The sequence below is a fragment of the Paraglaciecola sp. 20A4 genome (assembly GCF_011378905.1).
Classification (GTDB): domain Bacteria; phylum Pseudomonadota; class Gammaproteobacteria; order Enterobacterales; family Alteromonadaceae; genus Paraglaciecola.
Genome location: NZ_WTPY01000005.1, coordinates 233,387 through 246,631, shown reverse-complemented (window position 1 = coordinate 246,631; position 13,245 = coordinate 233,387). Strand labels below are relative to the sequence as shown.

At 43.2% G+C, this 13,245-nt stretch carries 8 protein-coding genes; 3 read left to right on the top strand and 5 right to left on the bottom strand.

Translation table 11 applies throughout. From position 1 onward, the window contains the following. The first annotated feature begins 1 nt into the window (after window position 1). The 3 genes from murQ to GQS54_RS08270 all read left to right on the top strand — a co-directional run bounded on the left by murQ (window position 2) and on the right by GQS54_RS08270 (window position 3,022). Entirely contained in the window at window positions 2-922 is a 921-nt protein-coding gene (gene murQ / locus GQS54_RS08280) for an N-acetylmuramic acid 6-phosphate etherase (protein WP_166423518.1), read from the top strand. Continuing rightward, on the top strand, window positions 922-2,097 hold the full coding sequence (locus GQS54_RS08275; RefSeq protein WP_166423517.1) for a DUF1343 domain-containing protein: 1,176 nt from the start codon (window positions 922-924) through the stop codon (window positions 2,095-2,097). Before murQ ends, GQS54_RS08275 begins: the two co-directional genes overlap by 1 nt. A gap of 406 nt (window positions 2,098-2,503) precedes the next feature. Next, on the top strand, window positions 2,504-3,022 hold the full coding sequence (locus GQS54_RS08270) for a PepSY domain-containing protein (protein ID WP_166423516.1): 519 nt from the start codon (window positions 2,504-2,506) through the stop codon (window positions 3,020-3,022). 92 nt (window positions 3,023-3,114) lie between these two features. Here the strand turns inward: GQS54_RS08270 and GQS54_RS08265 are convergent, their stop codons facing one another. The 5 genes from GQS54_RS08265 to GQS54_RS08245 all read right to left on the bottom strand — a co-directional run bounded on the left by GQS54_RS08265 (window position 3,115) and on the right by GQS54_RS08245 (window position 12,918). Further along, a complete protein-coding gene (locus GQS54_RS08265) occupies window positions 3,115-5,964 on the bottom strand; it encodes a TonB-dependent receptor (RefSeq protein ID WP_166423515.1) in 2,850 nt (949 codons plus the stop codon). 349 nt (window positions 5,965-6,313) lie between these two features. Continuing rightward, complete coding sequence (locus GQS54_RS08260; protein ID WP_166423514.1) at window positions 6,314-7,162, bottom strand: SIS domain-containing protein; 849 nt, start codon at window positions 7,160-7,162, stop codon at window positions 6,314-6,316. A 221-nt stretch (window positions 7,163-7,383) separates the two neighbouring features. Further along, entirely contained in the window at window positions 7,384-7,785 is a 402-nt protein-coding gene (locus GQS54_RS08255) for an NUDIX domain-containing protein (RefSeq protein WP_166423513.1), read from the bottom strand. 88 nt (window positions 7,786-7,873) lie between these two features. Further along, window positions 7,874-9,757, bottom strand: coding sequence for a glycoside hydrolase family 3 protein (locus GQS54_RS08250; RefSeq protein WP_166423512.1), 1,884 nt, complete (start codon window positions 9,755-9,757; stop codon window positions 7,874-7,876). A 134-nt stretch (window positions 9,758-9,891) separates the two neighbouring features. Beyond that, a complete protein-coding gene (locus tag GQS54_RS08245; RefSeq protein ID WP_166423511.1) occupies window positions 9,892-12,918 on the bottom strand; it encodes a TonB-dependent receptor in 3,027 nt (1,008 codons plus the stop codon). Window positions 12,919-13,245 lie beyond the last annotated feature (327 nt).

Here is a 13,245-nt window from a genome sequence, read left to right as displayed (position 1 = left end):
TATGACGCAAGCAAATTTACTCAGTGAATTGAACACGATCGCCTCTGAGGGGCGCAATCATGACACGCTTAATATCGATACCTTATCGACATTGGCGATCTTAGAAAAAATTAATCTTGAAGACTATAAAGTTGCCGCAGCGGTTAATGCTGTGTTGCCTAATATCGCGCTTGGAGTCGATGCGATAGTTGAAAGCTTTACGCACAATGGACGCTTAATTTATATGGGCGCCGGTACCAGCGGGCGTTTAGGTATTCTGGATGCAGTTGAATGTATGCCGACCTTTAGCGTGCCACAGGGCATGGTAATCGGCCTTATTGCCGGTGGTGAAAAAGCGGTGACACATGCAGTTGAGGGTGCTGAAGATAATCGTGAAATGGCGGTTGATGATTTGAAGGCGATAGGGTTAAATTCAAAAGACGTGTTAGTGGGTATTGCAGCTAGTGGTCGCACACCCTACGTAGCTGCCGGACTTGAATATGCCAAGCAGTGCGGGGCAAAGACTATCGCCCTTAACTGCAGTGCCAAATCGTTAATTGGTCAGATAGCTGATATTGATATTTGCGCCCAGGTAGGCCCTGAAGTACTGACTGGCTCTACCCGCTTGAAATCAGGTACCGCCCAGAAGCTTATTCTTAATATGTTAAGTACGGCCAGTATGATCCGTATTGGTAAAACTTATCAAAATTTAATGGTTGACGTAAAAGCTAGCAACCAAAAGCTGTATGCCAGAGCGATACGTATTGTGATGCAGGCCACGGATTGCGATGAGCAAACCGCATCAGAAGCGCTGGTTCAAGCCAATAAAGAAGTAAAAGTTGCGATTTTGATGATCCTCACCAGTAGCAGCGTAGATCAGGCCCGTGAGAAGTTGACCCAGCATAATGGCTATCTACGCCATGCTGTGTCTAAAGACAAATGATGAGGATATTACTTTTTATTGCGTTCGGGTTATTGTTAAGCGCCTGCGCTAGCCAGTCTGATAAAGCGGTCCTCGCTAGTGCTGATATTAAAGTTGCTGCCGAACGCCCTGACGCTTACTTAGCTCAGTTAAAAGGTCAGCGCGTAGGGTTACTAGTAAACCAGACATCTATGGTCGGTCAGACGCACTTAGCCGATTATCTATTAGAGAACAATATAAACGTCACGCGAATATTTGCCCCTGAACACGGTTTTCGCGGTGACCATGATGCCGGAGCCCATGTTAACAGTGAGATAGATGCTAAAACGGGGATCCCAATTACCTCGATTTACGGAAAATTTAAAAAGCCACCTCTTGAAATGCTGCAACAACTAGACGTGATCGTATTTGATATTCAGGATGTAGGTGTGCGCTTTTATACTTACATTAGCTCCATGCATTATATGATGGAAGCAGCTGCTGAAGCCGGTATCCGCTTTATGGTATTGGACCGACCCAATCCGAACGGTCGCTTCATCGACGGGCCGATCCTTGAGCCTGAGTTTCGCTCATTTGTAGGCATGCATCCCATACCGGTCTTACACGGTATGACAGTGGCCGAACTCGCCCGTATGATCAAAGGTGAAAAGTGGATAAATCAAGCACAGACGCTTGATTTGGTGACTATACCGTTAGCCAATTATAAGCGGGATATGTTCTATTCATTGCCTGTCGCCCCGAGTCCTAATTTACCTAACGATCAAGCGATAGGTTTGTACCCTAGTCTATGCTTTTTTGAAGCCACCCCCATTAGTGTTGGCCGAGGTACCGATTTTCCTTTCCAAGCGTTTGGTTTCAATGACATTGCGATGGGCTCATTCGAATTTAGCCCTGAATCTCGTCCCGGCAGTGCGTTACATCCTAAGCTCGAGGGCAAAAAACTTAATGGTGTAGATTTACGTCAGAGTCGACAAAGAGGGTTGGATTTAGATTGGTTAATTTCAGCCCAAGTACAATTTGCCAAGGATGGTATGGAGTTGTTTGAGCGAGCTGATTTTATGGACAAACTTGCAGGCACTGACCAGATGCGTAAAGCGATTCAAGCAGGTCAAAGCGCAGAGCAAATAAAGCAGAGTTGGCAGGCTGGGCTTATGAAGTTTAAAGCCCAACGTCAGCCTTATCTACTATATGAATAAACGCTCTGAATTGTTGACTAGCGGTTCGCAACGTTCTAATGACTATCCTTGAAGGTTAACTTTAGACTATACAGCCGCGTTACACCGATAACGTTTTTCATAACTTGCATCGCGCCAGTACCCTCAGATAAAGGCTGATGGAAGGCCGCAGGCGATTGAACCATATCGGCACGCTTATTTAGCGCAAGTCTGCCTTATTCATTATCGCTTAAATCACCTCTTATAAAATCATGTAAAGCGCAAAATAGGTTATATCAGGTGGCTATTTAATGCCCAAGCCAATGCAAACTTAGGTAAAGTTATCAGACAACTACGAAGCTGTGTGGTTAAATACGGCGTTTTCACCTGTTTAGCAGGTAAAACTGTCAATTACACGCATTTCAATAATCCCTGAGCCGAGGACATAATGGCATCACCAAAATTTCACAATACTTTTAGGCAATATCACCGCTGGTTGGGGTTTTTCCTGGCGGGCATTATGTCGGTTTACGCGGTGAGCGGTATTTTGTTGATCTTTCGCAGTACTGACTTTATGAAATTCGAGTACACCACGCAGCACACATTAGCTGCTCAGCTTGATCCTCAGGCATTGGAGGAAGCGTTGCATGTAAAAGGGTTTAAAGTCACTGGTGAGGACGCCAGCGAAGTACGCTTTAACTATGGTGTTTATAATAAAGATACCGGTGAAGCAGTGGTAACTAAAGATGATTATCCATTGGTGTTGGGGAAATTAGTCAATTTACACAAAGCCACAACCAATAGTCCTTTATTTATCTTAAATATTACCTTTGGCATCGTGCTGTTGTTTTTTGTGGTATCTGCATTTTTGATGTTTATGCCCAAGGCCAAAGTGTTCAAAAATAGTATCAAAATCGCTGGGGTAGGTTTTATATTTGCGTTGTTGGTGGTGGTATTTGGTTCATAGCGCTTAGTGGGCCGTGAGATGAATTACAGCAATGAAAAAGGCCTCAATTGAGGCCTTTTTAATGTGTTATTTTCTACTGAGATAAATGGCGATTACATCACGTATGAAAGTGTTATATAGCCAAAGCGACCAATATTTTCATAAGCACCTGTCTTCTCGCCTGTTCCGGTTGTTCCGTAAGGAAGTTCGCGGTTGAACACGTTATCTACGCCGACTGTTAGTGATAAACCATTTTCAAATGCATAGCCTACAGTGACGTCAGAAACTGCGTATGAGCCATATTCCATCAAGGTGCTACGGTTAGGGTTAACCGCAAGCTCTTGGTTATCAAAGATGCTTACACGCTCTAAATAACGAGTTTTGATACCCGCTTGCCATGCATCAACCATATAGTTCACGCTTACCATACCTTGCCACTCTGATTCGCCTGCAGTACCTGCATATTCAACATAGTCAGAGGTATCTTCTTGGAACGGATATTCTTTACGCTCAATAAGGTAAGTACCGATTAGGTTAGTTTTGAATGATCCGCCAAACGCATCAAAGTCATAACCAAGTTCGAAATCTACACCTGCAGCATCTTGACCTGAAAGGTTAAGGGCAAAGCTTCTGATTTGTGAAATTTCACCGCTTGCATCACGGGAGATAAGCGAGCAGTAATCATTGCTCACACCGCTCGTGTTATCGACACAACGATCAAGAATGGTTTGAGAGTCTACTGAAGAAATGGCGTTGGTCAGCTCAATTTTCCAGTAATCTACTGTGGCAACAAAGCCTTCAAGGTAAGACGGCTGATAAACCACGCCCACAGTCGTACTTTTTGATTCTTCAGCACGAAGGTTAATGTTTCCGCCTTGCTCGCCTTCAATCGTTGCTTGATCGTAATCTGAATCAAATTCAGTTGGCACGCCTAAAGCTGCACAGTTCGTGGTACGTGTCGATGCGTCAGCCAGTTGACCTAACTCAGAGGTTTTACAAGGATCGTCGATACTGAAAAACGTCTGGCTTGCTTCACCGAACAATTCGCTGATGTTAGGTGCGCGCAGGGCTGATGAGTGGGTAGAACGAATACGTAAGTCATCATACACTTGCCAATCTAGACCTAACTTCCAGCTTTTTGCATTACCGATAGTGCTGTAATCAGCAATGCGTAGTGCGGTTTCAAAATTCAGATCTTGAATGCCTGGCAGGTCAGCCAACAATGGCACTGAGAACTCAACGTAAGCTTCTTTAACATTAAAATCGCCCTTGTCTTCACCTAATACGTTGAAAAATGTGCCTTCAGCGTTGTTAGGCTCTTCAATTTCGCTTTCTTCTTTACGGTATTCAATACCTGCAGCAAAACCCACATAACCTGCTGGTAATTCATAAATACCAGAGTTGTTTACTGAGCCGCCTACAACCGTTTGAGTGATGGTGCTGTTACCAACAGAGGTGGTGTTAACGTAGTTACGAGCGGCTTCGCTTGGCGCGCCGTCACCTAACAAGTTCAAGGGTACACAGCCTGCTGCTTGCGCAGCAGTATCACGGCACACAATTGAGCCATCATCACCTTCTACGGCATCTACTGCATTATAGAAGTTAGCTAATACGAGATTGTTTTTGTTGGCACGTTCTAACTTAGTTTCACCGCGAGTGATGTAGGCTTCAAAACCCCAATCATCATTGATATAACCTTGAAGGCCGGCAACAAATGCTGTGGTTTCACGCTCATCATCTTCTGTACGCCGGCCAACATCGGTCAACATACGGTCGATAGTAATTTTAGTAAGATTATTTGCACCCATTAGAGCGCGTAAATCCTCGCCAGCGTAAGGGTTATCGTTTTGGATAGTGATCGCATCTGCGTCGCTTTCAAAGAAGAAAAATGCAGGCTGAGCAATATTAGTAGAGCGCGTTCGAGCGTACTTGCCTTCCACATATCCACGAATGTTGTCGGTTAGGTCGTAGCTCAACTTAAGGTTATAGTTAGTACGGTCAAACTCAGGTTGAAGCTCGGTGAACTGATTCAAGTTGATAAAATCACAATCCTCACAGGCAATACCATCTACGTTATCGCCAAGGTATACATCACGTACTGAGCCGTTCGGGTTAAATGAGTAGTAATCATCCCCTATTGCAAAGGTACCTGCGTTGCTGAGTGCGTAAATACCCGCATTTGGGGTATAGATATCATCTGGGAACGCTAAAGAATCTTTATTTTCATCAGTTTGCGCGTTGTTTGTTAAATTACGGTATGAAGTGGACGTCCACGGGTTATCAAGGGCGTTCAGGCTTTCTTGGCTGCTGTGCTCAACCGAGAAGGCGATGTTACCGCGATCATCGTTGAAGTTAGTGCCGTAAGAGAATGAATACTTATCGTTGCTGTAATCATGGTTATCGGCATAGCCTTTAGTGGCGCTGACTTGCAGGCCTTCAATTTTGTCTTTAAGAATAAAGTTAACCACACCGGTTACTGCGTCAGCACCGTAAACAGCTGATGCGCCGCCAGTGATGATTTCAACGCGTTCGATCCAACTGGTAGGAATGGTGTTGGTATCTACCGAAGAGGTGCCAGCACTGCTTGCGACGTGGCGCTTGCCATTAACCAATACTAGGGTTCGTTCAGTGCCCATTCCGCGTAAATCAAGAAGGCTCAAACCCGCCGTACCAATAAATTGGCCAGAGTTGGATAAAGAGTAAGTGCTCGCTAATGCGGGCAATTCATTCAACGCTTCACCGATATTCATGGCGCCAGTATTAAGTAAACTTTCGCCACTAAGCACTGTCACAGGTGAGGGGGCAATAGCGCCTTCACGTAGAATGCGCGAACCTGTGATTTGAATTTTTTCTACCGTGTCCGTAATTTGCGAGTTTTCGCTTTGCTGAGCTAAGGCACTGTTAGTCATAGCAATAGAGCTACCTAACAACGCAACCTTAACGGCTTGAGTGATTTTGTTCATATATGTCCCTGAAGAGGTATTTATTAGAAAGATAAGGAATTCATCTGCTATAAGTGCAGATTGCAGCGGATTGTATTGGTGATAAGGTGATATTTCAAACAAATATAGCGTAAATATTTTGTTAAATAGTGTTAACAACTTTTCATTTGGTTGGAAATTGTTCGTAATCTGTTTGCCATTCAAACAAATTGCTTGAGATTTAAACACATTCTATCGGCGCGAGAATTGGCATATGGGGAATATGTTGCGGTACATCAATTAGTTATCCTAAGCGATTAAGTAAACTCGGATAAAATCGGCTAATTGAGTCGAATTAGGGGTGAAAATTGACGTTTTTACATAGATATTGTTAAGAAGATTGCCTAAAGTCGCTAACAATCGAATTGGTTTTTTCCAATAATTGCCGACCTTGCCGAGATGACTGGGTAATTGCAATAAAGAGTATGTCGATTATAAACTCTTGAGCGGTACGCGCCAAAATCGACGATAAACGAGCAGATTCCTCTTCAGCTACCGAATACAGTTTGATGTCAGCTAAATCTGATACTGGAGTCGGTCCGTATCGTGTAACAGTAATGACTTTGCATTTATTCTGTTTAGCTTGTTTTACGACGTTAACAATTTCTCGAGTACTGCCAGATTCACTGATGGCAAACACTAAATCTTGCTCTGATAAGGTCGCGGCAAAAGCTAATTGTGCATGCATATCAGGCTCCTCAATAGCGAGCATACCTAATTTTTGTAGCTTATAAGAGAAGTCTTTCCCTACTAGCGCTGAACCACCTAAGCCGCAAATAAGGATGCGCTTGGCTGATTTAAGCAGTTCTACCGCTTGATGAAAGGAGGTTTCTTCATTTAAGTTCTTCGTTTCATTTAATACCGCAACTTTACTGCTTAATAACTTTTCAGATACTTGTCGAAAGCTGTCGTTTAACGTGATCTTACCGTGTAGGTTAGCATCAGTAGTGTTGGCATTTAACGCATCAATGACTCCAAGCTTAAATGCTGGATAGCCTTTATAACCGAGCTTTTGCGAAAACTTAACCACACTTGATTGGCTCACGCCCACCACATTAGCCAGCTCTTGCGACGAAAGATCACGTACCGCATTGGACGAGCTGAGTACGAATTTTGCCAGCTTAAGTTCGCTGTTAGAAAGGGTATCTTTAATGGCTTTTATTTTTGTGAAAGTAGACATTAAGCAACTCTAGGTAATAATTTATTATTTAGTTTACCGTAATTTTTGCAACTTACGTGTAAAATCGAGTAAAAATCAAGAGCAATAAGGTTACCGCTAAAACGGAATATGTCTATGCTAACTACATAAAATATTCATCTGCGTACTGTATTAGTTAATTTAAAATTTAACTGTTTTAATGCGTTATTCCATTAGCCGATCAGAATCTTCCCAAGTGTACACTAGAAGCTATCACTGACTACATTACCATTGAACAGTACGCATTCTTGCACCCGTTGTTTTTGGATATCTGACAATGAATCAATATCAAAATAAGCATACTCACTGTGCTCTGCGCTCAAATGAATTGGCTGCTGGCCCAATTGTGCTTTAAAAATACAGGCCTGAGAATTGAATGCGCTGTGATAGTAAACACCTGATAAGTATTCTATTTTAACGCTTACCCCCAGTTCTTCTTGGCATTCGCGTAATAGGGCTTGATGAATTGTTTCTCCAGGCTCTAATGCGCCACCAGGCAAACCCCACGAACATTTACCATAGGTCGCCTTTAGCAACAATACTTGACCAACGTCATTAAAAATAACGCCGTGACTGCTGATACGAAAGGTATCGTTAAATGCCATATCACTCCTATCGCGCAGAATAAGTCAAATGGCTTCATACTGCTCTGAATTAAAATAGACCGCTAGTCAGTTAAAATATTATAAGCTGCTAATCAATGCTAACGGGCAATGAGCCATTTGCTTGTTGCTTGGCTAGCAAAATATTAGCTAAAGCACGATAAATAGGGCCCTGATAGCTAACATGTGTTTGCCCGTTTATATCTCGTGTTTCAATTGTTTGTGTGTTGTATGCAAAACTGGCGATGATGCCATCTACATAAGGTGCGTACTGTTTTACCTTATATGGGGTGCGCATACTAATCAGTAGCGATGTTTGACTGGGCTGAGTACTTGTAATCAATGTGAGCAGCTTTGCATCCAACTGGTCTTTATTCGGGCGCAGACGCCAGTCGCTAATGTCGTCCATGCCGCCCATCTCAACTAAACTTTGCTGAGGGGTAATATCGCTAAAGATGACCATTTGAGCATCACGTTGCAGCGTAAGAATGTCTTCTATGCTGTCACTGGTTAAACTAGAGCAACTGATATTTTTTGTCGCCCCCAGGGTTTTTAGCGTTTGCGTCAATGCACTGGTTAGCGCCATACACTTACTGTTATCAGGCATAGTGATATGAATTCGTTGAATGCTTTTAGGAATAGGCCAGACACCTTGGTTTTTAATGGCGACGATCGAGCTATCCGCGAGTGCTTGTTCAGCGTGTAAATGTGCCGGTGCGGCCAGAACTGTTTTTGCATAACGGGTAGCTTCAGCTATATCACTATCAACAGGTTCAGATTGAATATAGATTTGTTTTAATGCATTGATACGAGCCACAGATTGCTCTACTTCTTCAATCGATAATTGTTCGTTTTGAATTGCATAGGCAACATCAAATATCAGCTTTTTGAGCTTAGGAATATCGCTCGATGTACGAATCGCTATTGGCATAAGTGCGATATCGCTGCCGGCATTGAATGTTTGTATTACAGCCTCTGTCGGCTGGTAAAAATGAGCGATTGCCGCCATGTCTAGCGCATCAGTGATGATCACGCCTTTAAACGCCATTTTGACGCGCAATAAGTCCGTTAAAATAGCGCGAGACATCGTGGCGGGCAAAATGGTGTGGCTACCGTCAGTCGCTTTAAATATCGCGCTATCCAGAGCTGGATATTGAATATGAGCGGTCATAATCATACCGGGATCGCCGTTATCAATGGCATATTGAAATGGCGCTAAATCGACCGCTTCTATCTTACTGATATCATGTTCGACAAGCGGTAAGCCTGAATGACTGTCGGTGCTGGTATCACCATGCCCAGGAAAATGCTTAAGGGCCGAAATAATACCGTTACTTTGCATAGCTTGCATTTGCGCTAAGCCCAGTTCAGCAACTATCTGTGGATTTTCGCCAAATGAGCGTACGTTAATAACAGGATTTTCTGGATTGACGTTCACATCTACTGTTGGGGCAAAGTTAAGGTTAAATCCTAATACAGCCAATTCTTTTGCTATCACTTCACCGCTAATTTTCGCGAAATGCGTGCCATGTAGCGGGTAGGTTGCACCGATAGCCATATTGCCACTAAAAGCTGTGCTGATATTCTGCGGAATGCGCACTACGCGGCCGCCTTCCTGATCGATTGAAATAAACAGTGGCTTGTGCCCGCCTTGGGCCGCAGCGGCTTGTAAGTCATGATTTAATCGAATCATTTGCTCAGTATCAACCAAGTTATTAGCAAATAAAATGATCCCACCAACACCGGTATCGCTAATCATATTTTTGAGTGCTATTGGTAAAACGGTGACAGGGGTGGTGCATTTTTCAGTAGGGGTACTATGGGTTGTTGTAGGACAAAAGTAACGAATGTCCAACATCAGTTTTTGCGCCACTAAAGCTTCAAGTTTAGGGTCAACAGTCGGTTGACTGATGCAGGAAATACAACTAAAAATTAGCAAGCTCGCTAAACACAAACGCGACGGCCCAAAGCCCATGATTCACTCCTAAAAATAACTAATACACGCCAACTTTGCGTGAGACAAAAATTAAAACAAGCATAAAAAAATCCCCGCATAAGCGGGGACTGAAAAATAACGGCCTGCATTCGCAAACAGGCTGTTATGTTGGATTAAAAGTTAACCGCAACCGAAAGTTGTATGCGACGAGGGTTTATCAAGTCTCTTGCTTGACCAAACGTCGCACTGGATAGGATCGGTTGAGTGTTATAACCCGTCTGTCTGTCGAAGACGTTAAACACATCGGCTTTAAACTTCACCTCTAAATCTTCGGTAATGTTGAAAGCCTGAGCGTAATTCAAATCTAACTGCCAATGACTTGACTCACGACGGCTACCAGCGGGTTCAGAGTAACGAATCGTTGAGCTAGAATAACCGTACACTCCACCATCCCACTCTTCCCATACATCGCCTGATTGGTATACAAAGTTGAAACCGATGTCAGCGTTCCAATCTGTTGTATAGTAACCCAATGCTTTCAATACGTGAGGTTTGTCACCGTTTAAGGTACCTGACTTGCCATCCCACAACATACGACCACGGCCGTCACCTAAGTTAGATGAACCAACAAACAAGTTACCGTCAGAAGCTGTACTGGTAATGTCTTGATCATAGTTGCCGAAGTAATGGCTCCATACATAAGAAACATTCAAGTAGTAATTATCACCCGTGTAATCACCTTCAATACTCCACTCGTAATAGGTGTTTTGTGCACCATCAAGCTCAGCAATAACGTAGCTACCATCACTAGCCGATAAACCCATGCTTGAGTATTGCTCTGCTAAGTCAGGAATAAATAATCCTAGACCACGTAAGTGCTCTGGCACACCACCAAAAGGGCCATAGTCGCCATAGGTACGTGCGTTGTTAGGCTGATCTTCCCATGCATGGAAGGCTTTGCGTTGACGTAAATGGGTACGAACAAAAAATTCGTTTGATACATACTTGGTCATACCAATAGTAATTTCATCAGTTCGACGGGCTTCCATATCATCTTGGAATAATTTACCTGATGAACCATTTGCTTCCGTGTTACCGATAAATGCACCGTCGGCATCAAAGTAAACCACTTGGGTTGATTGATTGTTACGATCCCATGATGCTGCGCGCGCCAAAGAAGTTGTATCAGGGTTATAGCTAGCGAAGTTGGCAAACACGCTATCGCGACCGTTATACGCCCAGGTAACACCTAATCTCGGCTGGATCATATCCATAAAATCAAGTTCATACATTTTGTACTTGTTGCCTGGAGCAACTTCGTAACCTGATGCATTCGCCGAATTTTCTCTTAAGCCCTGCCCGTACAACGTATCGTTGCTGAACAAAAAACCGACGTTATAGGTGAAATTACCGTGCTCGATTGTATCGTTAACTTCAATGTTGATAACTTCGGATGTTGAAGTGAGTGGGTTTAGGTTTTCTTCGCCATTTAAGCTATTCGAGTAAACCGTAGCGCTGTAATAAATCGCTTCGTCACTTGCAAAATCAGTATCAACGTTTAATCCGCCGTTATAACCGATTGACCCCCAACCATTTGAAAGGCGAGTAAGTACTTCCTCGCTTTCCTTCCATTGACCACCAATATGAATATTATGAACGGTATTACCCAGTTCCATTTCGTGGTCAAGGGCAACTTCAAAGCTCTTACGAGAGAAATCCTGATTATTGATAAGAGATGCGCCACCGATGTTACCACCACCCGTTAGCACTCCTGCATCATCGGTATAGCCATAGGCATTGATCAGCGTTTGGGCTGTTTCAGTATCAAAACCTTCATCAGTGCGAATAGTTGGCACGAAGAATAAACCTTGCTGGTCAAGATTATTTAAATCAAGTGAACCACCAATCGAAGGTATCACACCAGAAAAACTGGTATCAGGGCGACTAGAGTTTTCGTTTTTAAAGTCACTGTATTGAAAGGTTAATGTGGTGTAGTCATCAATAATATATGAACCATCAACAGTAAAAATATCTTGCGATACTGAGCTACCTTCAGAAGTGGAATCAGTCGCTTTTGAATCGACAGAGTCGCCAACCACATCTTTATCGGATGTTCTGTAGCTGACGTTAAATAAAAGATCTTCAGTGGGCGCCCAGGTCAATTTACCGAAGTATTCATCACGGTCACTTTTATATTGTTTAGTAGGGCCGTAAGCCGTTTCTTTGTTGTCACGTGTTACCTCTGGGCCAAAGTATGAACCGTAGAAATACAATTCATCTTCAATCAACGCGCCGCTTACATTTGCACTCATCCATGTTTTATCTTCTTCGAACGTAGAGGTTGTGCTTTCTGTTGTATCGCGGTCGGCGGATAAGCTAGCGGGCTCAATACGATATTCTACGCTGGCGTGAAATTCGTTGGTACCTGATTTAGATAAGGTATTGATTGATAAACCGCCAGCACGGTTGAAGCCGATTGCTTTTGCGCCCCCACGATCTATGGACACAAACGCAATATCCTGAGTTGATGGCTCAGATGCAAGGTTGCCGTACATGGGTAATGATACGTCTACGCCATCAAAACCGTATTTGTTGTCACGACCAGAACCACCAGCTGATGGACCAAGAGTGGCATTTTCTGAATACTGCACACCCGGGATGATAGCCAGCAAAGAACGATAGTCTTGGCCTGTTGGTACGCGAGATAAAACATCTTCGCCCAATGAATTGGTTAATGAAGAGTCCCCTTCGCGGCTAATGCGAGAGCCAATAATTTGAATCACTTCAGTGCTATCGGTAGGAGCGGCTTCAAATGCAACATCTACATTTGATGTCTGATCTAATAATACATCGACCTGAGTTTGTCGAACCGTGCCGTCAGCAGAGGTAAAGGTAAGTGTATATTTACCGGGCTTAAGCGCAGGTAATACATAACTACCATCTGCTTTTGTTTTAACCGTTCTAGGTTTTGGCATCACGTTACTTGAAGCAGTGACTGTTACATCGTTAACCGAAATATCAGTTGCTTGGGTCTCGACTTTACCCTTTATGCCACCGGCTTGTTGAGCCATAGCGGCTGGTGCGCAAGCTAATGAGCCCGCCAGTAGTACAGCTGATAATGCTGTTGCGCGGTTAGTCCATGCACTTTGCATGGCGCGATGTAAACGCTGTTGTATAAAATTAGTAGTTCGTGTTGCCATGTGTTCACCTATTTGTTGCTTGTGCTTTTTTATTTGAGGACGACGACTCATAAGCCTTCATAAAGTTTTTTTATTATTCTTGTCTGTGCATTTAACAAACAATATCGGCTAGCGTCAAGAATAATATGTTCTTTAATGTTGAATTCTTAGTAATAATTTATCTATATCAGGTTATGTTAATTAACCTTAATTTAGCGGGCATCCACGTTATTCTCGAGACTAGAACATCACAAGGTGGGATGTTTTATTACCTCAGTAAAGGTCTGCAAAATTCATTATGGTTATTCTAAAGAGGATTTTTTATTATGATTATCGCTAGAGCATAGA